The sequence below is a fragment of the Streptomyces sp. NPDC047525 genome (assembly GCF_040643025.1).
Classification (GTDB): domain Bacteria; phylum Actinomycetota; class Actinomycetes; order Streptomycetales; family Streptomycetaceae; genus Streptomyces; species Streptomyces durmitorensis.
Genome location: NZ_JBEYTL010000003.1, coordinates 757,465 through 781,410 on the forward strand (window position 1 = coordinate 757,465; position 23,946 = coordinate 781,410).

General features: G+C 69.6%; 22 protein-coding genes and 2 pseudogenes. 11 read left to right on the forward strand and 13 right to left on the reverse strand.

Annotation, left to right across the window (positions count from 1 at the left end):
- Positions 1-23: 23 nt before the first annotated feature.
- The 6 genes from ABZ833_RS12285 to ABZ833_RS12310 all read right to left on the reverse strand — a co-directional run bounded on the left by ABZ833_RS12285 (position 24) and on the right by ABZ833_RS12310 (position 4,117).
- Positions 24-1,436 carry a nucleobase:cation symporter-2 family protein gene (locus tag ABZ833_RS12285; RefSeq protein WP_361044673.1) on the reverse strand — a complete coding sequence of 471 codons (1,413 nt, stop codon included), beginning with the start codon at positions 1,434-1,436 and terminating at the stop codon, positions 24-26.
- 67 nt (positions 1,437-1,503) lie between these two features.
- A complete protein-coding gene (gene pucL, locus ABZ833_RS12290) occupies positions 1,504-2,427 on the reverse strand; it encodes a factor-independent urate hydroxylase (RefSeq protein ID WP_361044676.1) in 924 nt (307 codons plus the stop codon).
- Positions 2,428-2,432: 5 nt separating this feature from the next.
- Positions 2,433-2,822 (reverse strand): hydroxyisourate hydrolase, encoded by a 390-nt coding sequence (gene uraH, locus ABZ833_RS12295; protein WP_361044678.1) that lies wholly within the window; start codon positions 2,820-2,822, stop codon positions 2,433-2,435.
- Positions 2,822-3,334 (reverse strand): 2-oxo-4-hydroxy-4-carboxy-5-ureidoimidazoline decarboxylase, encoded by a 513-nt coding sequence (gene uraD, locus ABZ833_RS12300; RefSeq protein ID WP_361044681.1) that lies wholly within the window; start codon positions 3,332-3,334, stop codon positions 2,822-2,824. The genes uraH and uraD overlap by 1 nt, the downstream gene beginning before the upstream one ends.
- Before the next feature lie 157 nt (positions 3,335-3,491).
- On the reverse strand, positions 3,492-3,860 hold the full coding sequence (locus ABZ833_RS12305) for a helix-turn-helix domain-containing protein (RefSeq protein ID WP_361044683.1): 369 nt from the start codon (positions 3,858-3,860) through the stop codon (positions 3,492-3,494).
- Positions 3,857-4,117 (reverse strand): hypothetical protein, encoded by a 261-nt coding sequence (locus ABZ833_RS12310; protein ID WP_249586930.1) that lies wholly within the window; start codon positions 4,115-4,117, stop codon positions 3,857-3,859. Before ABZ833_RS12310 ends, ABZ833_RS12305 begins: the two co-directional genes overlap by 4 nt.
- Positions 4,118-4,242: 125 nt before the next feature.
- On the opposite strand from ABZ833_RS12310, the gene ABZ833_RS12315 reads away from it, so the two are divergent.
- From ABZ833_RS12315 to ABZ833_RS12325, 3 genes are all read left to right on the forward strand, one after another.
- Complete coding sequence (locus ABZ833_RS12315) at positions 4,243-5,070, forward strand: TIM barrel protein (RefSeq protein ID WP_361044685.1); 828 nt, start codon at positions 4,243-4,245, stop codon at positions 5,068-5,070.
- Positions 5,071-5,148: 78 nt separating this feature from the next.
- Complete coding sequence (locus ABZ833_RS12320; protein ID WP_249586932.1) at positions 5,149-6,039, forward strand: 2-hydroxy-3-oxopropionate reductase; 891 nt, start codon at positions 5,149-5,151, stop codon at positions 6,037-6,039.
- A 263-nt stretch (positions 6,040-6,302) separates the two neighbouring features.
- Positions 6,303-7,760, forward strand: a complete 1,458-nt coding sequence (locus ABZ833_RS12325) for a catalase (protein WP_361044688.1) — start codon at positions 6,303-6,305, stop codon at positions 7,758-7,760.
- Positions 7,761-8,179: 419 nt separating this feature from the next.
- Here ABZ833_RS12325 and ABZ833_RS12330 read toward each other — a convergent pair.
- Positions 8,180-8,746: pseudogene (locus tag ABZ833_RS12330) on the reverse strand (YdeI/OmpD-associated family protein); the annotation flags it as partial.
- Between the two features lie 86 nt (positions 8,747-8,832).
- The gene (gene gcl / locus ABZ833_RS12335; protein ID WP_361044858.1) at positions 8,833-10,620 is read right to left on the reverse strand and encodes a glyoxylate carboligase; all 1,788 of its coding nucleotides are present in this window, start codon (positions 10,618-10,620) and stop codon (positions 8,833-8,835) included.
- Positions 10,621-10,881: 261 nt separating this feature from the next.
- Here gcl and ABZ833_RS12340 point away from each other — a divergent pair, with 261 nt between their 5' ends.
- The 3 genes from ABZ833_RS12340 (at position 10,882) to ABZ833_RS12350 (ending at position 13,354) form a co-directional block, all read left to right on the forward strand.
- Complete coding sequence (locus ABZ833_RS12340) at positions 10,882-11,760, forward strand: protein kinase (RefSeq protein ID WP_361044690.1); 879 nt, start codon at positions 10,882-10,884, stop codon at positions 11,758-11,760.
- A 156-nt stretch (positions 11,761-11,916) separates the two neighbouring features.
- Positions 11,917-12,717 (forward strand): hypothetical protein, encoded by an 801-nt coding sequence (locus tag ABZ833_RS12345; RefSeq protein WP_361044692.1) that lies wholly within the window; start codon positions 11,917-11,919, stop codon positions 12,715-12,717.
- A gap of 4 nt (positions 12,718-12,721) precedes the next feature.
- Positions 12,722-13,354, forward strand: a complete 633-nt coding sequence (locus ABZ833_RS12350; protein WP_361044694.1) for a GNAT family N-acetyltransferase — start codon at positions 12,722-12,724, stop codon at positions 13,352-13,354.
- Here ABZ833_RS12350 and ABZ833_RS12355 read toward each other — a convergent pair.
- Complete coding sequence (locus ABZ833_RS12355) at positions 13,332-14,978, reverse strand: AMP-binding protein (protein WP_361044696.1); 1,647 nt, start codon at positions 14,976-14,978, stop codon at positions 13,332-13,334. The two genes, ABZ833_RS12350 and ABZ833_RS12355, sit on opposite strands and share 23 nt — an antisense overlap.
- Before the next feature lie 181 nt (positions 14,979-15,159).
- Between ABZ833_RS12355 and ABZ833_RS12360 the strand changes: the two genes are divergently transcribed.
- On the forward strand, positions 15,160-15,282 hold the full coding sequence (locus tag ABZ833_RS12360; RefSeq protein WP_361044697.1) for a hypothetical protein: 123 nt from the start codon (positions 15,160-15,162) through the stop codon (positions 15,280-15,282).
- A gap of 122 nt (positions 15,283-15,404) precedes the next feature.
- Here ABZ833_RS12360 and ABZ833_RS12365 read toward each other — a convergent pair whose 3' ends face one another.
- Positions 15,405-16,241, reverse strand: a complete 837-nt coding sequence (locus ABZ833_RS12365) for an acyl-CoA thioesterase domain-containing protein (RefSeq protein WP_361044699.1) — start codon at positions 16,239-16,241, stop codon at positions 15,405-15,407.
- A gap of 200 nt (positions 16,242-16,441) precedes the next feature.
- Here ABZ833_RS12365 and ABZ833_RS12370 point away from each other — a divergent pair, with 200 nt between their 5' ends.
- Positions 16,442-17,395, forward strand: a complete 954-nt coding sequence (locus ABZ833_RS12370; RefSeq protein WP_361044701.1) for a hypothetical protein — start codon at positions 16,442-16,444, stop codon at positions 17,393-17,395.
- Between the two features lie 117 nt (positions 17,396-17,512).
- On the opposite strand, the gene ABZ833_RS12375 is transcribed toward ABZ833_RS12370, so the two are convergent.
- Entirely contained in the window at positions 17,513-19,219 is a 1,707-nt protein-coding gene (locus ABZ833_RS12375) for an AMP-binding protein (RefSeq protein ID WP_361044703.1), read from the reverse strand.
- Positions 19,220-19,379: 160 nt separating this feature from the next.
- On the opposite strand from ABZ833_RS12375, the gene ABZ833_RS12380 reads away from it, so the two are divergent.
- Together ABZ833_RS12380 and ABZ833_RS12385 are read left to right on the forward strand one after the other, a co-directional pair.
- Entirely contained in the window at positions 19,380-20,222 is an 843-nt protein-coding gene (locus ABZ833_RS12380) for a helix-turn-helix transcriptional regulator (RefSeq protein ID WP_361044705.1), read from the forward strand.
- A gap of 96 nt (positions 20,223-20,318) precedes the next feature.
- Positions 20,319-20,966, forward strand: a complete 648-nt coding sequence (locus tag ABZ833_RS12385) for a LysE family translocator (protein ID WP_361044708.1) — start codon at positions 20,319-20,321, stop codon at positions 20,964-20,966.
- A 69-nt stretch (positions 20,967-21,035) separates the two neighbouring features.
- Here the strand turns inward: ABZ833_RS12385 and ABZ833_RS12390 are convergent, their stop codons facing one another.
- Positions 21,036-22,325 carry a winged helix DNA-binding domain-containing protein gene (locus ABZ833_RS12390; protein ID WP_361044710.1) on the reverse strand — a complete coding sequence of 430 codons (1,290 nt, stop codon included), beginning with the start codon at positions 22,323-22,325 and terminating at the stop codon, positions 21,036-21,038.
- Positions 22,326-22,530: 205 nt separating this feature from the next.
- Here ABZ833_RS12390 and ABZ833_RS12395 point away from each other — a divergent pair, with 205 nt between their 5' ends.
- Positions 22,531-23,703 carry a magnesium and cobalt transport protein CorA gene (locus tag ABZ833_RS12395; RefSeq protein WP_361044713.1) on the forward strand — a complete coding sequence of 391 codons (1,173 nt, stop codon included), beginning with the start codon at positions 22,531-22,533 and terminating at the stop codon, positions 23,701-23,703.
- Between the two features lie 30 nt (positions 23,704-23,733).
- Here ABZ833_RS12395 and ABZ833_RS12400 read toward each other — a convergent pair.
- Positions 23,734-23,946, reverse strand: a pseudogene (locus tag ABZ833_RS12400) (epoxide hydrolase); the annotation flags it as partial.

Sequence of the window (23,946 nt, forward strand, 5' to 3'; positions counted from 1 at the left end):
GGCGATGTGGGCACGGCATGACCCTAGGAAGATTTGAGTGCCGCGGCCGCGGGGCTGCGGGTGCCGAGATGGTTGAAGAACAGGTTGAGCAGGACCGCGGTCAGCGCTCCCGCACTGATTCCGGAGCCGAGGACGGTCTGCGCCCAGGCCGGGAATTCGGCGTAGAAGGTGGGCGCGGCGAGCGGGATGATGCCCGCTCCGAGCGCGACGGCCACCAGGATGATGTTGGAGCTGTCGTCGAGGCCCGCCTCGGAGAGCGTACGGATGCCGCTCACGGCGATGGAGCCGAAGAGGACGATGCCCGCGCCGCCGAGGACCGGCATCGGTACGAGGCTGACGACCGCGCCGAGCATCGGGAAGGCGCCGAGCACGATGAGGGCGCCGCCCGCGACGGCCACTACATAGCGGCTGCGGACACGTGTCAAGGAGACGACACCGACGTTCTGCGCGAAGGCAGAGGTGGGGAAGCCGCCGAAGACCGGGCCCACCAGGGTCGCGATGCCGTCGGTGCGCAGGCCGCGGGTGATGGTCCTTCCGTCGCTCTTGCGGTCGCAGATCTCGCCGAGGGCGAGCATGCCGGCCGACGACTCGGTCATCAGGACCAGCATCACGATGCAGAGCGAGAGGATCGCGGCGGGCTGGAACTCCGGGGCGCCGAAGGCGAAGGGCGTCGGGAGGGCTGCGACCGGCGCGGACTTGAGGGCGCCGAAGTCTGCCATCCCGAACGGAATCGCGGCCAGCGTGCCGATCAACATGCCCAGGAGCAGGGCGACTTGCTTGAGGAAACCGCGGCCGAAGCGCTGGAAGAAGAGGATCACGACGAGCGTGAAGGCGGCGAGCGCGAGGTACTTCATGGCGCCGAAGTCGGCGGCGGTCTTGTCGCCGCCCTGCGCCCAGGTGACGGGCACGGGCATTAGCGTCACGCCGATGAGGGTGATGACGACGCCGGTGACGAGCGGCGGGAAGAAGCGCAGGAGACGCCCGAAGAAGGGTCCGACCGCGAGGCAGAAGACGCCCGCGACCATCACCGCGCCGTAGATGGCCGGGAGTTGGTGGCCTTTGGCGCTGTTCTCGGCGATGGCGAGAATGGGTGCGATGCCCGCGGATGACGCGGCGTTCACGAAGGGGAGCCGGTTGCCGACGAAGCCCTTGACGCCGAGCGTCTGGAGGATCGTGGCGAGTCCGGCGATCAGCAGGCTCGCGGCGATGAGGCGTGTCTGCGCGACCGTGTCCAGGCCGACGGCCTGGCCGATGATCAGCGGCGGAGTGACGACGCCCGCGTACATGGCGGCGATGTGCTGGAGCGCGGCGGGGACCAGCCGCGAGGGGTGAAGCTTCTCATCCACCGGATGACAGGCGGGAGTTGACTCGCCGTCGGCTATGTCCGATGGGGTGGAACACGGGCCGCTCGTAGACCCTTTTGCAGGCTGTGCCATTGCTGCTGTTCCCTCCGGTGTGGCGCGCCCCCGTCCGCTGCGGACGGGCGGGGGCGCGCGTCCCGCGTCAGAGGTTGGTCATGTCGACCGGGATCTTCGGCTGGACCCCGTCCCTGAGAACCGTGGCCTCGATGAGGCCGTAGGGGCGGTCCGCCGCGAAGTAGACCTCGTTGTCGTTCTTCAGCCCGAAGGGCTCGAGGTCCACCAGGAAGTGGTGGTTGTTCGGCAGCGAGAAGCGGATCTCGTCGATCTCGCTCCGGCTGTTGATGACGCGCGAACCCATTTGGTAGAGGGTCTGCTGCAGCGAGAGGGAGTACGTCTCGGCGAAGGCCTGCAGGATGTGCTTCTTGGCCTGCTCGTACGACTTCTCCCAGTTGGGCATCCGGTCCGCGTCGCTGGTCCAGTTGTAACGCCAGGCGGCGGCGACGTCGGTGCACAGGATGCGGTCGTACGCCTCCTTCAGCGTCGTGTACTTGTCCTTGACGTATCCCCAGAACTCCGAGTTGGTGGAGTTCATGACCGTGAGGTCCTTGAGCCCGGAGATGATCTCCCAGTTCTCACCGTCGAAGGTGATCTGCGTGGTGCGCAGCTCCTGGCCCTTGCGGGCGAAGGAGTGGTTGACCTCGTCCGAGCCGATGAACCTGGAGTTGTTGTCCGACGTCGCGATGCGCTCCCAGGTGTACTCCTGGATGCGGATCCGCGCGACCTTGATCGGCTCCTGCGTGGTGACGAAGTGCCGGGCGAGGTGGATGCCGAACTGCTCGGCGGACTCGATGCCGAACTCCTTGGCGAACGCGTACACCGTGTTCTTGGTGGTGTCCGTCGGCAGGACGTTGGCGTTCGAGCCGGAGTAGTGCACGTCGTCCATGTCGCCGGAGAGGGCGACCGAGACGTTCAGGTCCTTGATGTGGTGGGTGTCGCCGTCCCGCGTGATCTTGACGACGCGGTTCTCTGCTTTGCCGTACTGGTTCTGGCCGAGAATCGTGGGCATGTCTGCTAGCTCCCTCGGTAAACGGAGTAGCCGAACGGGTTGAGCAGCAGCGGTACGTGATAGTGCTCGCCCGGGTTGACGGCGAAAGTGATCGCCACCTCCGGGAAGAACGCACCGCTGTCCCTTACGCGGGGGGCGTCCTGCTGCGCCTCGGCTTGCTTCTTGGAGAAGTACGTCTCGACCTCGAAGTCGAGCCGCACATGGGTGGTGCCTTCCGGCAGCGCCGGCAGGTCCTTGCAGCGCCCGTCCGCGTCGGTCGCGGAGCCGCCGAGTGCCACCCACTCGGCGTCACGGCCACTGCGGGCGGTGAGCGAGATGGCGACGCCCTCGGCGGGGCGTCCGACGCTGGTGTCCAGGATGTGCGTGGACACCGAGGCGGTGGTGTCAGTGCTCATCAGTCCTTGTCCTCTTCTACGAGACGGGTCAGCCGGATTCGGTTGATCTTCCCGAGTTCGGTGCGCACGATCTCGCGCTCCTGCTCGGCGGTGTTGCCGATCCGGGCCTTCATCGCATCGCGCATCTGCTCACCGGTCGCGCCGGTGGCGCAGATCAGAAAGACATGACCGAACTTCTCCTGGTAGGCCAGGTTCAGTTCGAGCATCTCGGCCTTGAGCTCCTCGGAGGCCCCCGCCATGCCGCGCTGTTCGCGGGACGACGTGGGGTCCCCGGGCTTCGGGCGGCCGATCGGCGGGTGCCCTGCCATCGCCTCGGCCAGATCCTCGGCGGTCAGCTCGGCCATGGCGGCGTCGCTTGCGGCGAAGAGGGCTTCGACAGTGGGGAACGGGCGCTGGGAGAGCAGTTTGCTTCCCCAGGCCGATGAGGCGCAGGCCTCGTGGAGGGCGGCGGTGGCCGCACTCTCCGTCAAGGCGTTGAACCGGGCTGGGCCCGGCGTCGAGCTCGAAGTCACGGGTGCCTCCGTGGCCATACGGCCTTGTGCTGGACGGGCTGCGGATAGCTAACGCCAGCCGAAACACCACGTCAACACTTTGTTGAAAACTTCGAGTAACAAAGGCCGCCGTCCGGTTAACGGACGACGGCCTTCAGGGGTGCTCTGACCTGGGACGTCAGGTGGACCGGTTGAGATAGTTGTAGACAGTGAAGCGCGAGACGCCCAGCGCGCCCGCCACCGTCTCCACTCCGTGCCGCACGGCGAAGGCGCCTCGCGCCTCGAGTATCCGTACGACCTCCTGCTTGGCCTTGCGGTCAAGATCCGACAGGGGCACCCCGCGCTTGCGCTCGAGCGCGAGCAGGATGTGGTCGAGGGAGTCCGCGAGCTGCGGCAGGCGTACGGCGAGCACGTCCTCGCCCTGCCAGGCGAGGACGACGTCGTCGGTGCCCGCCTCGTCGGGCGCCACGATCTCGCCGCCCATGGCGTCCACGAGCGGCTTGACGGCGGCCACAAAGGGGTCGCGGTCGTCTCTGGGACCGGTCATTCGATGGCCTCCCCCGACTCTCCGAGCACGTTCACCTGGAGCGAGACGCGTGTGGCGCCCGCCTCCAGGGCCTTGCGCAGCAAGGCGTCGACGGCGGTCAGGACCTCGTCGGCGCCGCCTTCCGCGGTATTGCCGAAGGGGCCGACGTCCACGGCGTCGAGCTCGGCCCCCTGGATGACGTCACGGGCGACCACCGCATGGGCGGGCGCCTCGTCCAGGTCGAAGGGTTCGGTCGTGAACTCCACTCTCAATCGCACGCGCACAACCTACTGCCGTGTGGTGATTTTCCGGCAGCCCCCTCTTGACAAGGGCGGATCCTCGACGGCAATCTTCCATCAGACAGAAATTAACTTCCGCAATACGGAAGGAGCGCGGAAGCCCCATGGGATACTCCGACCAGCGCTTCAATGTGAACCTGTCGATCCTCTTCACGGAACTCCCGCTCCTGGAGCGCCCCGCGGCTGCCGCCGCGGCGGGCTTCACGGCGGTCGAGCTGTGGTGGCCCTGGGTCGACGCCCCCACCCCCGAGCAGTCCGAGCTCGACGCCCTTCGGGCCGCGATCACGGACGCCGGCGTACAGCTGGTGGGCCTGAACTTCTACGCCGGTCAGCTGCCGGGACCGGACCGCGGCGCCCTGTCGATTCCGGGCGAGGAGAGCGACAAGTTCCGCGCGAACCTCTCGGTGGCGGCGGACTTCGCACAGTCCCTCGGCTGCAAGGCGCTCAACGCGCTGTACGGCAACCGGGTGGAGGGGGTAACCCCCGCCGTCCAGGACGAACTCGCCCTGGAGAACCTGGTGCTCGCGGCCCGCGAGGCCGACCGCGTCGGCGCGGTGCTGCTGATCGAGGCCCTGAACAAGCCGGAGTCGCCGCGCTGCCCGATCGTCAGCGCGGACGCGGCGATCGCCGTGGTGGACAAGGTGAACTCCGCCACCGGGCTCGGCAACGCGAAGTTCCTCATGGACCTGTACCACCTGTCCATGAACGGCGAGGACCTGCCTGCCGTCATCGATCGGTACGTCGCCCAGACCGCGCACGTACAGATCGCCGACAATCCTGGCCGGGGGGCCCCGGGCACGGGGTCGCTTCCGCTGGAGGAGCTGTTGGATCAGCTCCAGAAGGCCGGTTACGAGGGGTACGTCGGCCTGGAGTACAAGGCCGGGGACCGGCCCAGCTCCGAGGCCTTCGGCTGGCTGCCGGCTGCGGACTAGGCCGCCGCTTCGCGGCGGATTCTTCCCGCCCACCCACCCGATTGCCCCGCATCACCCCGTAGCTAGAAAGGCTCCACCATGAGCAACCTTCCCAAGATCGCGTGGATCGGACTCGGCATCATGGGCTCCCCCATGTCCGAGAACCTGATCAAGGCTGGTTACTCCGTCACCGGCTTCACCCTTGAGCAGGACAAGCTGGACCGCCTCACCGCGGCCGGCGGCGTCGCCGCCAAGTCGATCGCCGAGGCCGTCAAGGACGCCGACGTCATCGTCACGATGGTGCCCGCCTCTCCGCAGGTCGAGGCCATCGCGTACGGCGAGAACGGCATCCTGGAGAACGCGCGGTCCGGCGCGCTGATCGTCGACATGTCGTCGATCACCCCGCAGACCTCCGTGGACCTGGCCAAGGCCGCCAAGGACAAGGGCATCCGCGTCCTGGACGCCCCCGTGTCGGGTGGCGAGGCCGGCGCCATCGAGGCCGTGCTCTCCATCATGGTCGGCGGTGAGCAGGCCGACTTCGACGAGGCCAAGCCGCTCCTCGACGCCCTCGGCAAGACCATCGTGCTGTGCGGTCCGCACGGCTCGGGTCAGACCGTGAAGGCCGCCAACCAGCTCATCGTCGCCGTGAACATCCAGGCGTGCGCCGAGGCAGTCGTCTTCCTGGAGAAGTCCGGGGTGGACCTGACCGCCGCCCTCGACGTCCTGAACGGGGGGCTTGCGGGCTCGACCGTCCTGACCCGCAAGAAGGACAACTTCCTCAACCGCGACTTCAAGCCCGGCTTCCGGATCGACCTGCACCACAAGGACATGGGCATCGTCACCGACGCCGCCCGCAATGTCGGTGCCTCGCTCCCGGTGGGTGCCGTGGTGGCCCAGCTCGTCGCCTCGCTGCGCACGCAGGGTGACGGCGGCCTCGACCACTCCGCGCTGCTGCGCGGCGTGGAGCGCCTCTCGGGCGCCGAGCTCTAAGAAGCCCTCAGAGGCTTCAGGAGCTCCCTCAACTTCCGGGCCGCGGCGGCGCTGACACCTGTCCTGTCGCGCCCAGGCGTCGCCGCGGCCCGGAACTCAACGCTTCAAGCGGAACTCAAAACTGCATCACGCACCAGCGCACCACCAGTGAACAAGCCCCACCCAAAACTTCAACAAACTGTTGACGTAGCTGTTCAGGCGTACTTACGCTCACGTCACTTCAGCAGTTTCAGCAGTCCGTACGGAAGGTCAACCCCGCCACCATGTCGAAGCGTGTGCTCACGACCGAGTCCGGCGCCCCCGTCGCCGACAATCAGAACTCAGCCACCGCCGGCGTCGGTGGCCCGCTTCTCCTCCAGGACCAGCACCTCCTCGAGAAGCTCGCCCGCTTCAACCGCGAGCGCATCCCGGAGCGTGTGGTGCACGCCCGCGGTTCCGGCGCGTACGGCTACTTCGAGGTGACCGACGACGTCACCGCGTACACCTCGGCCGACTTCCTGAACACCGTCGGCAAGCGCACCGAGACGTTCCTGCGCTTCTCCACGGTGGCGGACAGCCTCGGCGGCGCGGACGCGGTCCGTGACCCGCGCGGCTTCGCGCTGAAGTTCTACACCGAAGAGGGCAACTACGACCTCGTCGGCAACAACACCCCGGTGTTCTTCATCAAGGACCCGATCAAGTTCCCCGACTTCATCCACTCCCAGAAGCGCGACCCCTTCACGGGCAAGCAGGAGCCGGACAACGTCTGGGACTTCTGGGCGCACGCCCCCGAGGCGACGCACCAGGTGACGTGGCTGATGGGTGACCGCGGCATCCCCGCGTCGTACCGCCACATGAACGGCTACGGCTCGCACACCTACCAGTGGACGAACGAGGCGGGCGAGGCCTTCTTCGTGAAGTACCACTTCAAGACGAACCAGGGCGTACGCAGCCTTTCGGCGGAGCAGGGTGCCGAGCTCGCGGGCAAGGACGCCAACTCGCACCAGACGGACCTCCTCCAGGCCATCGAGCGTGGTGTGAACCCGTCCTGGACGCTGCACGTGCAGATCATGCCGGCGGCCGACGCGGCCGACTACCGCTTCAACCCCTTCGACCTGACGAAGGTGTGGCCGCACAGCGACTACCCGCTGCAGCGCGTGGGCCGCCTGGTCCTGGACCGCAACCCCGACAACGTCTTCGCCGAGGTCGAGCAGGCCGCCTTCTCCCCGAACAACTTCGTTCCGGGCATCGGTCCATCGCCCGACAAGATGCTGCAGGGCCGCCTGTTCGCCTACGCGGACGCGCACCGCTACCGCCTGGGCGTCAACCACACGCTGCTCGCGGTGAACGCGCCGAAGGCCACCACCGCGGACAACTACGGCCGTGACGGCCTGATGGCGTCCAACGCGTACGGCCGTGACCGCAAGAACTACGAGCCCAACTCGTACGACGGCCCGGTCGAGACCGGCCAGGCGCTCTCCGCCCCACTGGCCGTCAACGGCCACACGGGCACGCACGAGGCCCCGCTGCACACCAAGGACGACCACTTCTTCCAGGCGGGTGAGCTCTACCGCCTGATGTCGGCCGAGGAGCAGGCCCGTCTGGTGGCGAACATCGCGGGCGGCCTCTCGCAGGTCACCCGTGACGACGTCATCGAGAAGAACCTCGCCCACTTCCACGCCGCCGACGCCGAGTACGGCAAGCGCGTGGAGGAGGCCGTCCGCGCCCTGCGCGAGGACTAAGAACTCCCGGACTGCACCGGTGAATTGACGGGAGGTCAGTTCACTGGTGCTGCGCCCGCACCATCACGGACCCGGATGAGGGGTGGTCCCGTGGTGTGACCGGGCCGGACGAGGACCGCGGCGGCTCTGCGAGCCAGTGCGGTGGTAAAGGTCAGGCGGCTCCCTTCTCGACCTGAGGGAAGGGAACACCGCCGGTCCATTCGCAGCCGCCGCGGTCCCAGCCGCTTTCGGGCCCCTGGGCCTTGGACCCATATGACTCCGTCCGGCAGCGCGTATGCATGTTCCGCCAGTCGCGCGCGGTCGGACGGCTACAACTCCTCAGGCAGAGCGCCGGGTAGGGACGGTCCCCTACCCGGCGCTCCTTTGTGCGTCCGCGGGTTCGTCGTGGCTTGTCGCGCAGTTCCCCGCGCCCCTTCGGGGCGCCCCGACGCCAGCTTGGCCACCATCCGTTCCAGCCTGGCGGCCCGTGTGGCGGGGGTTCTCGCCGTCATCAGGCGGTGCAGGACCACGTACTGGTCCGACTTGCCCAGGGCCTCGAAGGTCTCGCGAGCCGCCGGGCTGGCCGCCAGCGCCGCCGTCAGGTCGTCCGGCACCGTGGCGTTGCGCTGGGACTCGTAGGCCGCCTCCCAGCGGCCGTCCGCCTTGGCCGCCGCCACTTCCGCCAGGCCCGCCTCGCGCATGCGCCCTGCGGCGGTCAGGGCCTCCACCTTCTGCACGTTCACCTTCGACCAGAGGCCGCGCGGCCTGCGCCGGGTGATCTTCTGCAGGTAGTACACGCCGTCGTACGACCTGCGCTGGCCGTCGATCCAGCCGTGGCAGAGCGCCACGTCGATGATCTCCCCCGCCGTCACCGACGGCACGCCCGATGCCTTCTTGGCGACCATCAGCCACAGGCCAGGAGCGGTGCCGTGGTGCGCGTCGAGCCAGGCGTCGAGCTCCGCCCGGTCCTCGCAGGTCATGACCGGCAGACCCTCAAGCGATTCCATCCGCACACACTAAGTCCGCACACACCGAAGGGGCGGTCCACCCCGCTCGGGTGGACCGCCCCTCAGAGCGCCGTGTGGCGCTGCCGTCAGACCTTCAGCGGCCTGATGGCGGTGGGCGCGTGGCCCGGCTCCGTGGCGATCTCCTCGAACTCCTTGACCGCGCTGATGTCGGCCGTGGGGCTCATGGAGATGTTGGTGATGCGCTCCAGGATCGCCTCGACGACGACCGGGACCTGGTGCTCCTGGGCCAGCTTCTTGGCCTGCTCGAAGGCCTCGCCCAGTTCGTTCGGGTCGGTGACGCGGATGGCCTTGCAGCCCAGGCCCTCGGCGACCTTGACGTGGTCGACGCCGTAGACGCCCAGCTCGGGGCTGTTCTGGTTCTCGAATTCCAGGTTGACCTGGAAGTTGATGTCCAGACCGATCTGCGCCTGGCGGATCAGGCCGAGGTAGGCGTTGTTCACCAGGACGTGGACGTACGGGATGCGGTGCTGCGCGCCGACCGCCAGCTCCTCGATCATGAACTGGAAGTCGTAGTCGCCGGACAGGGCGACGACCGGGGTCTCCGGGTCCGCGGTGGCGACACCCAGCGCGGCCGGGATCGTCCAGCCGAGCGGGCCCGCCTGGCCGCAGTTGATCCAGTGGCGCGGCTTGTAGACGTGCAGCATCTGGGCGCCCGCGATCTGCGAGAGGCCGATGGTGGTGACGTAACGCGTCTCCGGGCCGAAGGCCTTGTTCATCTCCTCGTAGACGCGCTGCGGCTTCATGGGGATGTTGTCGAAGTGCGTGCGGCGCTGCAGCGTCTCCTTGCGCTCCAGGTGGGAGGCAACCCACTCGGAGCGGTCGGGGAGCTTGCCGGCGGCCTTGAGCTCCTTGGCCACCTCGACGAAGAGCTCGAGCGCGACCTTGGCGTCCGACGCGATTCCGTAGTCCGGCGCGAAGATCTTGCCGATCTGGGTCGGCTCGATGTCGACGTGCACGAACTTGCGGCCCTGGGTGTACACGTCCAGCTTGTAGCCGGTGTGACGGTTGGCCCAGCGGTTGCCGATGCCGAGGACGAAGTCCGACTCCAGGAACGTGGCGTTGCCGTACCGGTGGCCGGTCTGCTGGCCGACCATGCCCGCGTTCAGGTCGTGGTCGTCGGGGATCGTGCCCCAGCCCATCAGGGTCGGCACGACAGGGGTGTTGGTGATCTCGGCGAACTCGACCAGGAGGTCGGAGGCGTCGGCGTTGATGATGCCGCCGCCGGCGACGATCAGCGGACGCTCGGACTCGACCAGGTACGTGATCGCCTTCTCGATCTGCGCGCGGGTCGCGGACGGCTTGTAGACCGGCAGCGGCTCGTACGTGTCGATGTCGAACTCGATCTCGGTCTGCTGGACGTCGATCGGCAGGTCGATGAGGACCGGACCCGGGCGGCCCGAGCGCATCAGGTGGAACGCCTGCTGGAAGATGCCGGGGACCTGCGCGGCCTCCAGGACCGTGACGGCCATCTTCGTGACCGGCGTGGCGATCGACGCGATGTCGACGGCCTGGAAGTCCTCCTTGTGGAGCAGGTGCGTGGGCGCCTGGCCGGTGATGCAGAGGATCGGGATCGAGTCACCGGTCGCGGAGTACAGACCGGTGATCATGTCGGTGCCCGCCGGGCCCGACGTACCGATGCAGACGCCGATGTTGCCGGGGTTGGCGCGGGTGTACCCCTCGGCCATGTGCGAGGCGCCCTCGACGTGCCTCGCGAGCGTGTGGTCGATGCCACCGCCCTGCTGGAGCGCCTTGTAGAACGGGTTGATCGCCGCGCCGGGCACACCGAACGCGTTGGTGACGCCCTCGCGCTTGAGGATCTCAACTGCCGCGCGGACAGCGGTCATACGGGCCATGGGGTTCTCCTGCTTCGACAACAGCTTCGACAGCTTGATCAGCTCTTCGGCTGACGGATACGGCTGGCGGATCCGGCTCCCGTCGCGCCCCGCGGTGAGCTTCTGTTTCCGCATTGTGGAAAAGATGTTCTGCTATATGGAAGCAATGTAGGCGGGTCCAGTGGAGACCGTCAAGAGATGGCCGGGAACCGGCCTGCCCGAGGGGCGCGTCCCAGTCGTTGAATTCGCATGGAATTCGGCCACACCATCGGGGGGTCGAGCGTGGCCAGTTCACCGGACGCGGCGTCATTCACCCGACACAGGTACGGCCGCTGGGCGGCGGGCCCGCTGCTCGGGCAGGGCAGCCTCGGGCCGGTCTTCCTCGCGCACGACGGGGCGGGGCGCGCCGCCGCCCTCCGGGTCGTGCACGCCTCACTCGCCGGTGACCAGGAGTTCCGTACGCGCTTCGCCCGCGAGGTCCACGCGATCGGCGCGGTAAGGGGGCCCCGGATCGCCGCGCTCGTCGACGCGGACCCGCGGGGTGCGGTGCCCTGGCTCGCCACGGAGTACGTCCCAGGACCGACGCTCGCCACGCGGGTACGGGATCTCGGCGGGCCGCTCGGAGCGCCGGAGCTGCGCGCCTTGGCGAGCGCACTCGCCGGGGCGCTGAACGACATCCACCGGGCGGGGCTCGTGCACGGTGGCCTGCGGCCGTCGAAGGTGATCCTGGCCGCTGACGGGCCCCGCGTCGTCGACTTCGGCACGAGAACACAGGGAGGGACGCGGGGAGGGGGGACGTCGTACACGGCGCCCGAGGTCCTGGCGGCACGGGGCGGGGTGGCCAAGCCGCCGGCGGACGTCTTCGCGCTCGGCGCGGTACTCGCCTTCGCGGCGACGGGGCGAGGCGGCTTCACCCCCGAAGGCGGGAACCCGGCACTGCCGGGCGTACCGAGGGAGCTGCTCCCCCTCATCACCGCCTGCCTCGCCGGGCACCCCGCGGCCAGACCGGCCCCACGCACCGTCGCCCGCATGGCGGGCCTGCCCCTGCCGGGCAGCCGCCGCCGCGCCCTGACCCTGGCGGGCACGCTGTTCTTGGCTCAACTGGCTGCCGAGGCAGGCCCACTTGGTGGACGATGGAGGTCACGAACCGGCGAGCGGTGACGGTTACGGTGACGGGTGAGGGTGATGACGGACAGCGGCGTCCCGGTACGGTGCCCGGTCTGCCGGCGCGAGCATGTGTACGCCCCTCCGTCCTACCCCTGCGTGTGCGGCGCCCCCGTGGTGCCGCCCGTGGCGCGCGGCGCGACGGTGACTCCGGTGACGGACCGGACGTGGGCGGAGGAGTGGGTGACCGTGCGGTGCCGGATGTGCGGCCGCCGCGATCAGTGGCCACAGCCCGAGCTGGGGTGCGGGTGCGGGGCGGTGCTGCGGATTCCGGTGCGGGCGGTACAGGCCCCGCCGGCCGACCCCGCGGTACAGGCCCCGCCGGCCGACCCCGCGGTACAGGCCCCGCCGGCCGACCCCGGGGCACAGGCCCTACCGAACGACCCCGGGGTGCAGACCCCGTCGAACGACTCAGCGGTGGAGGCGCAGCCGACCGACCCCGTGGTGGAGGCACAGCCGACCGGCCCCGCGATTGAGGCGCAACCGGCCGGCCCGACGTCTCCGGCAACACCGGAAGCTCCGACCCCGCCCGAAGCCCCGGCGCACATCTCGCTGCCCCGGACGGCTCCGACACCTCGGCCCGCCTTCCAGCCGGTGCCGGTGCGCACGGCGCGGGACGCGGTGACGGTGGCGGCGCTGTATCTGCGGTGGCTCGGGTACGGGGAGATCCGGGGAGCGGTCAAGCGGGCGCCTTCCGGGGTACGGGTCGCGGCGCGGGGCATGATCGCGCTGATCGAGCCGTCCGTGCAGCCGACCTCGCTGCGTGACGTGGAGTGCGTATGGCTCAGCGCGATGACCGAGTCCGTGAGCTGCGTCTGCTTCTCCCTCGCGGGCTACGAGGAACCGGCCCGCGCACGGGCGGACGCACTGTCGATCCCGCTGTTCGTCATAGACCTCACGGGAACGCCACAGCCGGTGAACAGCGCGGCGGACGAGCTGATGGCCGCGGGGTAATCGGGTGGGTGGGTGGGAAACATCCGCCGCGAAGCGGCGGGACAGAAAAGCCGGGAGCCGCCAGGCAAGAGACAGCCATACTCGGCAGATGCGCATCCGCCCAGCCACGAGAGCCGAGCTCCCCACGCTCCAGGACATCGAGCGCGCCGCAGGCGCCCCCTTCCGCGCCCTCGGCATGGCGGCAATCGCCGACGACGAGCCCCCCGCCCTCGCCCTCCTGGAAGAATTCCGCCACGCAGGCAGAGCCTGGGTAGCCGCAGGCGAGGGCGAGAGCGACGGCACCCCCGTCGCGTACCTCCTCAGCGAACCCGTGGACACGGCAGAGCACATCGAGCAAGTCACCGTCCACCCCCGAGCGGCGCGCCACCGCATCGGCCAGGCCCTGATCGAGCACACAGCGGAGCGCGCCCGCGAAGAGGGGCGAGAAGCCCTCACCCTCACCACCTTCGCGGACGTCCCCTGGAACGCCCCCTACTACGCCCGCATCGGCTTCCACGTGCTCGCCGAGGCCGAACTCACCCCGGGGCTCCGAAAGATCCGCGCCCACGAGGCCGAGCTCGGCCTCGACCGCTGGCCGCGCGTGGCCATGCGCCGCGAGCTCACCCCCGGCGGCACTACGCCCCGTACCGCTCCCTGAGCTCGATCTTCCGCACCTTCCCGGACACCGTCATGGGGAAGCTCTCCAGGATCCGCAGCCCGGCCGGGATCTTGTAGTGCGCCAACTGCCCCTCGCAGAAGGCCCGCAGCTCCTCCACCGTCAGCGGATCCTCCGCGTCCCGCAGGATCACGCAGGCCAGCGGCACCTCCCCGTAGCGCTCGTCGGGGACGCCCACCACCTGGACGTCCGCGATCTTCGGGTGGCCGTACAGGAACTCCTCGATCTCGCGCGGGTAGATGTTCTCGCCGCCCCGGATGATCATGTCCTTGATGCGGCCGACGATCTGGACGTAGCCGTCATCGCGCATGACCGCCAGGTCACCCGTGTGCATCCACCGCCCGGCGTCGATCACCTCCGCCGTCCGCGAAGGCTCGTTCCAGTAGCCGAGCATCACGCTGTAGCCCCGCGTGCACAGCTCACCGGAGGCGCCCCGGGACAGCGTCACGCCGCTGACCGGGTCGACGACCTTCACCTCGATGTGCGGCAGGACGCGCCCCACCGTTCCGGTCCGCCGCTCCAGGTCGTCCGTGCGGCGGGTCTGCGTCGAGACAGGGGACGTCTCCGTCATGCCGTAACAGATGGAGACTTCCTCCATGTGCATCTCGGCGACCACCCGCTTCATCACCTCGACCGGGCAGGGCGAGCCCGCCATGATGCCGGTGCGCAGCGAACTCAGGTCGTACGCAGCGAAGCCGGAGAGGTTCAGCTCCGCTATGAACATCGTCGGCACCCCGTACAGCGACGTGCAGCGCTCGCGCTCCACCGCGTGCAGCGTGGCGGCCGGGTCGAAGGACGGTGCCGGAATGACGATGCAGGCGCCGTGGGACGTAGCGCCCAGGTTTCCCATGACCATGCCGAAGCAGTGATAGAAGGGGACGGGCAGGCACACCCGGTCCTGCTCCGTGTAGCCGACCGTGCGGCCCACCCAGTAGCCGTTGTTGAGGATGTTGTGGTGGGAGAGGGTCGCCCCCTTGGGGAAGCCGGTGGTGCCCGAGGTGTACTGGATGTTGACGGGGTCGTCACAGCTCAACTCCCCCTCACGTACGGCGAGTTCACCCGTATCCACGGCCCCCGCCGCGTCCAGCAGCTCGTCCCATGAACCGTCCCCGATGTAGTGGACGGACCTCAGCTCGGGGCAGCCTGACCGCACCTGCTCCACCAGCGCGCGGTAGTCGCTCGACTTGTGCGACTGCGAGGCGACGAGAACCGTCACCCCGGCCTGCTTGAGCACGTACTCCAACTCGTGCGCACGATAGGCCGGGTTGATGTTCACCATGATCGCGCCGATCCGCGCGGTGGCGTACTGCACGAGCACCCACTCGGCGCAGTTCACCGCCCAGATGCCGACGCGATCACCCTTGGCGACTCCGACCCCCATGAACCCCCGGGCCAACCGCTCGACGGCGGAGCCGAATTCGGCGTACGTCCAGCGCGTCCCCGCCGCCACGTCCACGAGCGCGTCGCGCTGGGGCCAGGCCTCGATCGCCCGGTCGAGGTTGCGCCCGATGGTGTCGCCGAGCAGCGGCGTCGTACTGGCACCGTGGGCATACGACAGACCTCCGCCGGACCCGCCCGGTCCGCCCAGTTCACTCTGCTCACTCACCGGAAGTCCTCCCACGCGGGCCTTGTGAAGCACGGGCCAAGTGTGACCCGGGTGTCAGCGCTTCGTCGACCCTTGTGTGCCGGTCAGGGGCTGTCTCCCCCCTGTACCCGGTGGCCGACGCGGCGGGCCAGGCGGACGGCGAGCGGGTCGCGATCCACCTTCGAGAACGGGCCGTGAACTCGTGCGTGCAGGCGTCGAGAGCGGTCCGGCCGAGCAGCGTGGCCCACGGCAGCTCGACCATGCGGTCGAGCTTCTCGTCATCGGCCCACACCCGCTCGACCTCGCCGCGGGCCCGGGCGAATAGGACCCACTGACAGTCCGGCCAACAGCGCTGATCGGCAAGTATCGTGACGTATCGTCATCTGCCAGGGACGGGACTGACGTTGTATCCGCCGAACCGGAACGAGTTGGGTCCTCTCCTTACGGTCACGGTTGCGGGCGGTAGAGGCGGCACTGGCTGGCGCCGGTGGCCCGGATGTTTCCGTCCCGGCTCACGAGGTCCGCCGACAGGACGGAGAGCTCGCCGCTGGTGTCCGCGCGCGCCTCCATGAGGGTGGCGTCGGGCGGTGCCGACGGGTGGGCCCAGGTGGCGGACAGGTCGAGGGAGACGATGGTGGTGTGGGGCGCCTCTGCCCGCAGTCCGGCGTCGACCATGTGCGCGTCGAGGAACATGATGTCCGTGAGACGTCCGGCCGTGGCATCCGTACCGGCGTTCTCGGGAACCGCCCAGAGGGACATGGAGTTTCCGCCGTCCCGGTAGTCGGTCTCGAACGCGTCGAGGGACAGGGGGTAGTCCGCGCTACGGGCGTGAAGTCCCTTGAGAAATAGGGCCACTTCGGCGACCCAGGGTATTTCCTCGCAGGATTCGGGGGCGGGAACCGGGTGGGTCCGTGCTCGGGGCCCGGGGGCACCCAGCAGCTTCTCCTCCACGAACCAGAAGGAGGCCAGGACGACCAGCTTGTCCCCTTGCTCGACGCGTACCTGGCAGGACGCGGCACTGCGCCCCTGCACCAAGGGAACGACCTTGAGCGTGAGGTCCCCGGCGACGGCGACGTTGGGGAAGAGGGCGTGCAGGCCGGTCAGTTGGCGGCCGGATGCCCAGTGCATTCCGGCGAAGGCGGCGAGAGCCGCCGTATAGCCGCCGAAGCCGCGCCCCTGGAAGCAGAAGCTTTCCGGCAGGTGCCCGGTGAATTCGGCTTCCGTGTCCTTCTTGAGCCGCAGCTCTCCGAGCGGGGTCTCCACAGTGAGGGTCGTGAGCGTCATGAGGGGATGGTCACACTCTCTGTGGCCGATGGCCATGAGGGCTCTGTGGGTGATGGCCATGAGGGCGCTTCGATGAGATCCACCCCGCGGGCCGGTGTCGCGCATGGGCGCTGATTCCAGGGCCCGGCACATGCATCGTCGGAGAGAAGGGAAGTCAGACGCTCATGCCTGCGAAAGACCCATCCGTGTGGGATGCCCTGATGTCCCCCGAGGGAGTGGCGGGTGCCCTGGCCCTGATCGGGGCCATGCTGGCAGCTCCCCTCGGCTACCTCGGCGCCCGCGCCGGCGGCAAAGCCACCCTGGCAGCGGCCCAAGAGCAGAGCCGCGCCACCCTGAAGGCGGCGGAGGAACAGACCCGCGCCACGCTGGCCGCCACCCGCGAGGTGAACCGGGGGCTGTCCAGTCAGGCCGCCACCGACGCCCGCCGCGCGGTCTACGCCGACTTCGCCCGAGTGGGGAGGGGCCTGGTCGACGCACTGCACCGGTACGTGATGCAGCCGGGGCCTGACGTGGACGCCGACACGGCGGTGTACCTGGCGGCGTTGGACGCGGCCCGCTGGGAGTACGACGTCGTATCGATCGAGGGGCCTCCGAGGGTCCGGGACGCGGCCAAGGCCTTCATCGATCAGGTATTGGTCTGCCGGGCGCACGGGTCCGGGTACGCCAGTCTGGTGATGGCGTTCGGCAAGTTGGACGAGTTGCGGCTGACGGATGACGGCCATCACTTCGAGCAGGTCCTGGAGATGGAGCGGGAGATGGCGGCGATCCGCCGGGCCGCCCGGAACGTTCCGGCGGGGGAATGGCGGCACCACGCGCACATCTGGGCGTCGGAGCCGGGCGTGAACGTCCGGGAGCAGTGGCGGGAGGAACGAGACCGTAACCCCGAGGGCGCGCCTGCCTATGAGGAGGTGTCCGCGCTGGTCGACGTGCTCAGGGATGACGACCCGCACAGTGCGATGGAAGCGGCAGTCCAGGCCGGGCAGTTGGACAGGCGGGACGTCTCTCGGATCGTCTCGCACGTGGTGAAGTTCCCCGATCACGATCCGTTGGGGATGGTGCGGGCCACGCTGATTCCGGCATCGGAGGGGTTGGAGGCGTTCGTGAAGGAAGCGGGGCGGGTTCTCCATCCCGAGGAGCACATCGGCGATTCCTGATCGGGGTGAGACGCGACGGCGCCCCGGCCCCAGGTGATCCGGGGTGAGACGCGACGGCGCCCCGGCCCCGGGCGATCCGGGGTGGGACGCCGTGCGGCCGCTCGTCAGGTCACTTGCTCATCGCCTGCCGCGCTCCAGCCACTCCTCCGTCGACCCCTTCGCCGTCCGCTCCCGCAGGTCGACCCGCCGGATCTTGCCGGAGATCGTCTTGGGCAGCTCCTCCGTGAACTCGATGCGCCGGATGCGCTTGTAGGGAGCCAGCACCGATCGGGTGTACTCGAAGATCGCCTCCGCTGTCTCCTCGCCCGGCGTCCAGCCCTTCGCCAGTACGACGTACGCCTTCGGGACGGCGAGCCGCACCGCGTCGGGCGCGGGCACGACCGCGGCCTCCACCACCGCCTCGTGCTCCAGGAGCGCGCTCTCCAGCTCGAAGGGAGAAACCTTGTAGTCGGAGGACTTGAAGACGTCATCGCTCCGGCCCACATAGGTGAGGTACCCGTCGGCGTCGAGCGATCCGATGTCGCCCGTGCGGTAGTAGCCGTCCGCCATCGCCTCCGCGGTGCGCTCCGCGTCCCCGTGGTAGCCGGTCATCAGGCCGACGGGCCGCGCCGACAGGTCCAGGGAGATCTCCCCCTCCGCCGCCCCCGGTTCGCCGGTGACCGGGTCCAGGAGCGTGACCCGGTAGCCGGGGCTCGGGCGGCCCATCGAGCCGGGGATCAGGCGCTGGCCCGGGGAGTTGGACACCTGGACGGCGGTCTCCGTCTGTCCGAAGCCGTCCCTGATCGTCACGCCCCAGGCGCGGTTGACCGCATCGATCACCTCGGGGTTCAACGGCTCGCCTGCCGCCACGATCTCCCGCGGCGGAGTGCCCAACTGCCCCAGATCCGCCTGGATCAGCATCCGCCACACCGTGGGGGGTGCGCAGAAGCTGGTGACGCCCACCCGGTCCATCTCCGCCATCAAGCCGCCCGCGTCGAAGCGCGTGTAGTTGTAGATGAAGACCGTCGCCTCGGCGTTCCACGGGGCGAAGAGGTTCGACCAGGCGTGCTTGGCCCAGCCCGGCGAGGAGATGTTGAGGTGGACGTCGCCCGGCTTCAGGCCGATCCAGTACATCGTCGCCAAGTGGCCGACCGGGTAGGACACATGGGTGTGCTCCACCAGCTTCGGCTGCGAGGTCGTGCCCGAGGTGAAGTACAGCATCAGCGGGTCGTCGGCCTCCGTGGGGCCGTCCGGCTCGAAGTTCCGCGCGGCCGATGCCGTGTCCGCGTACGCCAGCCAGCCCTGGCTCGGGGAGTCCCCGCCCGGGGAGCCGTCCCCGACCACGATCCTCGTGTACGTCCCCGGCACACCGTCGAACTTCTCCACGTCCTCGCCGCGAGTGATCACATGCCGCGCCCTGCCCCGCTCGATCCGGTCCCGCAGATCAACCGTCCCGAGCAGCGGCGTCGCCGGGATCATCACCGCGCGCAGCTTCATCGCCGCGAGCGCCGTCTCCCACAGCTCCACCTGGTTGCCGAGCATCACCAGGATCCGGTCACCGGCGGCGACGCCCTGCTCCCGCAGCCAGTTGGCCACCTGGTTCGAGCGTGCCGACAACTCGGCGTAGCTGAAGCGCTGTTCGTCACCGCCCTCCTCGGCGATGTGCAGCGCCGTGCGGTCATTGCCCTCCGCGATCGCGTCGAACCAGTCGAGCGCCCAGTTGAACCGCTCGAACCGGGGCCAGCCGAAACCCTCGTACGCGGCCTCGTAGTCCTCCCGATGCCGCAGCAGGAAGTCCCGCGCCGTGCGGAACTGTTCCGTGGCGCTGGTGCCCGTGGTCGTCATTGCGCTCTCCTCGTCGCCGGTGCGGTACCCGGCACCTTGCCGGGCTGTTCGCCGGAGTCATTGCCGGAGTCATTGCCGGACGCTACGTAGCATCGTGTAATTCGTGATGCGGGTGTCACCACCCCCGGACGGGGGTGTCCCGAGGTGAAAGGTCATACGCGTGACGGCTGACGGAGGCGAGGCGGTCGAGATGCGGGCCGCGCTGCTGCGGCTGCGGCGCGGCACGGGGCTGCCGGTGGCCTTCGGGGGCCTCGTCGAGGGGCAGCGGCAGGTGCGGATCGGCGAGCTGACGGGCACCGGGACGCGTGCGCTGAGCGGGCTCGCGGTGTCGTCGGGGAACGGCCTCGGCGGCAAGGCGGTCGCGCTCTCGCGTCCGTGCGCGGTCACGGATTATCACGACTCACGCCACATCAGCCATGAGTACGACAGTGCCGTGGCCGCCGAGGGGCTGCGCTCGGTGCTCGCGGTGCCGGTGGTGGTACGGCGCAGGGTGCGAGGCGTTCTGTACGGGGCCCTGCGCTCGGCCCAGCCCCTGGGCGACCGGACGCTGTCGGCCGCCGTGGCGGCGGCGCGGGACGTGGAGCAGGCCCTTGTCGTACGTGACGAGGTGCGCGCGCTGCTCGTGGCGGCGCGGGAACCGGAACCGCAGACGGGCGCCGGGCAGGCCTGGGAGCAGGTCCGCGAGGCGCACGGTGCGCTCCGGGGTCTTGCCCCGCGGATCACCGACCCGGCGTTGCGGGCGGAAATACTGTTGGTGTGCGGCCGGTTGGCGTCGGCGGCCACGCTGCCGCCGGGACGCGAGCGATCGGTGTCGCTCGCGCCGCGCGAGGTGGACGTCCTCGCGTGCGTGGCCGGGGGCGTGACGAACGCGGTGGCGGCGGAGCGGCTCGGGCTGCGGCCCGAGACGGTGAAGGGGTATCTGCGGGCGGCCATGCGGAAGTTGGGGGCGCACACGCGCCTTGAGGCGGTGGTGGCGGCGCGGCGGGCGGGACTGCTGCCGTGAGCACCATGCGCGGCGGCGGTGACGGTGCCGGTGGCGGTGGCACTTACGCCGCGGCGGTGGCAGCGGATTGAATGGGCCGCGGAGGGGGTGACGGACATGGTGTCCACCGACCGTATTCTCGCTTTCGCGGCGATGTCACTGCTGGTGATCGTGATCCCGGGGCCGAGCGTCCTGTTCGTGATCGGCCGGGCCCTGGCCCATGGCAGGCGCACTGCCGTGGCGACGGCACTCGGCAACGTCGTCGGGTCGTACGCCCTGGTCGTCGCGGTCGCGTTCGGCGTCGGATCGCTCGTCGAGCGGTCGGCCGCGGTGTTCATGGCGGTGAAGCTGGCGGGGGCCGCGTATCTGGTCTTCCTCGGCGTGCAGGCGTTCCGGCACCGCAAGGAGATGCGGGCGCAGTCCATGGGGACGGAGTCCTCGGGGGAGGCGCGCACCGACCTGCGCACGCTCCTGGACGGGGCGCTCGTCGGCGTGACGAACCCGAAGGGCATCGTGTTCTTCGCGGCGGTGCTGCCCCAGTTCGTCGACCACGCGGCGGGTCATCTGCCCGCGCAGATGCTGCTGCTCGGCCTCGTCCCGATCAGCATCGGCCTGGTCACGGACACGCTGTGGGGGCTTACGGCCTCCGCGGCCCGCTCCTGGTTCGCGCGCTCGGACCGGCGCCTTTCGCTGATCGGCGGGGCCGGGGGCGTCACGATGATCGGGCTCGGCGTGACGGTCGCGGCTACGGGGCGGGCGGACTGAGTCCTCGGTGATGGGCGGGGCGGACTGAGGCCTCGGCGACGGCCGAGTGCGGACCGAGGCCTTCGCCGGTCAGCGCTCGATGACCGTGCCGAAGCGCACGTCGTACGTGGTGGCCCCGCACAGCGGGCCGCGCAGCAACCGCTCCGCCTCATCGGTCAGTTCACGGCGCTGCGCCTTGGTCAGGGTGCCGAACGGTTCGATGGTGAGGACGGCGGAGTCCTTGCCATCCCCCGCGCCCTCCTCCATGCGCCACACGCCCTCCAGGAAGCCGTCGATCAGGAAGACGCTGTAGGCGAGGTTCCCCTTCCAGGTGCGGCCCTTGTACTCGGGCGGCACGACCCGGCTGCGGTCGGCGTGCGACAGGAGGAGGTTGTCGAACTCGGGCAGGAGGCGCGCCGGAGCCGGGGTGTCCGCGTCGGGGCGGGGCGCGTCGGGCAGGTCGAAGAGCTCGACGCCGTTCTCGTCGCGGAACGTACGCAGTTGGGGCCGCAGCCGCTCGAAGACCTCGCGCAGCCGCGTCAGGCCCGCCCAGGTCTGCATGTCCTTGACGGAGGCGGGCCCGAAGGCGGCGAGGTAGCGCAGGACGGTGGCGTCGGGCGCGGGCACCGGCTCGCTCGGGCGGCCGATCCAGTGCTCGGCGGTGGTGAGCGCGACCTGCCCGCTGCGCCGCCACAGGCCACGCGGGGTGACCTGGACCAGCGGCAGCGAGCAGCGGGCGGCGACGGCAAGCGACTGCGGGTCGGCGTCGGGCCAGCGGGGCAGCAGGACCTCGCGCAGCTGCTTCATGGTCCGGGGCTCCTCCTCGACGGCGGCGCGGGCGAGCGAGGCGAGTTCCTTCAGGTCGACTCCGGTGAGCCCCTTGCGGAAGGCGTGCAGCTCGCGGTCGCGCGCGGCCTGCACCAGCGGGCGCAGGGTGAGGGCGTCGTCGGCGGTGTGCAGGTGGATGGTCGAGCGCATGGTGACGATGCGTACGAGGTCGCGCGCGGCCAGCGGCCCCGACAGGTCCTCCGGGTCGAACCCTTCGAGCCGGGCGGCGAGGGCGAAGTAGGGCGGTTTCACGTTCTGCGCCTGAAGGCCGAGGAGGTGGGCGACGGCGCCATCGACGGAGAGGTCGGCAGAGCGGCGCAGGAGGAGTTGACGGTCGAGGGTGGCGCGGTTGAGGGCGCGGGTGCCGAGTACGGGGGCGGGGGCGGGGTGCGGCTGCGCCTGCGCCCGAGCGGCCTTCGGCCGCGCGCCCGTCGCCTTGGCCGCACCAGCTGTTTCCGCAGCGCCAGTCGTTCCCGCCGCGCCAGCCGTCTCCGCCGCGCCAGCCGTTCCCGCCGCACCAACCGTTTCCGCCGCACCAGTCGTCTTCGTCATGCTCCGCACGCTAGCGGGGGTTGCGGACATCTGCTGTCCGCAAGCGCGCCGAGATGTCGCCACGCCCGCGACTTTTGGGACGTATATCCTGCTTCGAAGCCATCAGCGACCAAGACGCACGTTCGACAGCGCCAGGAACCACCCGACACCACCAGGCGCGCCACCAGACACCACCAGTCACCATCAGACATCGGAGGCAGCCAGCATGGCGGAGCGTCGGGCCCGGCCCGTACCGAGCGCGAAGAGGCACGGCTGGCGGCGCACCGCCCCGGCCAAGCCCGCTTCGACCTCAGGGAACGGTGACTCCGGAAGCCCCGAGGCGACGCCGGCTCCCCCCTCCCCCGCACCGGTGGAGGCTGCGAGCGTCGTCCAGGCCGCGCTCTACCGCGACGGGGTCCGCGTCGCGACGCCCGCCTCCCTCGCCGACACCTTCCGGGAGCTGCGCGAGCAGCACGACGGCATGGCATGGATCGGCCTCGCCCGGCCGACGGAGGCCGAACTCCTCACCCTGGCAGCCGAGTTCGACCTGCATGAGCTCGCCGTCGAGGACGCGATGGAGGCCCACCAGCGGCCGAAGCTCGAGCGGTACGGGGAGACCCTCTTCGTCGTCCTGCGCGCTGCCCGCTACCTGGACGCCACCGAAGAGGTCGACTTCGGCGAGCTGCACGTGTTCGTGGGCCCCGACTTCGTCATCACGGTGCGCCACGGCGCCGCCCCGGACCTGACCGGCGTACGCCGCCGCATGGAGGAGAGCCCCGAACTCCTCAAGCTGGGCCCGGAAGCGGTCCTGTACGCGATCCTGGACGCGGTGGTCGACGGGTACGCCCCGGTCGTCGCCGGTGTCCAGAACGACATCGACGAGATCGAGACCGAGGTCTTCAGCGGCGACCCGGAGGCCTCACGCCGCATCTACGAACTCTCCCGAGAAATGGTCGAGTTCCAGCGCGCGACCCGCCCCCTGGTGGCCATGCTGCACTCCTTGATGGCGGGCTTCGCGAAGTACCGCACCGACGAGGAACTCCAGCGCTACCTACGCGACGTGGCCGACCACGTCACGCACACCAGCGAACGAGTGGACGGCTTCCGCCAGGCCCTCACCGACATCCTCACGGTCAACTCCACGCTCGTCACGCAGCAGCAGAACGCGGAGATGCGGGCGTTGGCGGAGGCGGGGTTCGAGCAGAACGAGGAGATCAAGAAGATCTCGTCCTGGGCGGCGATCCTGTTCGCTCCCACGCTGGTGGGAACCATCTACGGAATGAACTTCGACGAAATGCCCGAGCTGGACTGGGCGTTCGGCTATCCCTTCGCGATCCTGCTGATGGCGGTGGTCTGCGTGAGCCTGTACTTCATCTTCAAGCGGCGGGACTGGCTGTAGGCGCACCGCACGCACGGCAGCGCTCCGCCCTCAGCGGCACGCGAGCACTTCCGCGAGGCCCTCTTGCAGGTCTTTGACGAAATACTCGGGAACCTCCAGCGACGGGAAGTGGCCCCCGTTTTCGGGTGACCTCCATCGGACGATCCGGCGGTACCGCTCCTGTGCCCAGGGGCGCGGACACTTCTCGATGTCGCGGGGATACATGGTGATGGCCGACGGGACGTCGACCCGAAGTTCGGGGTC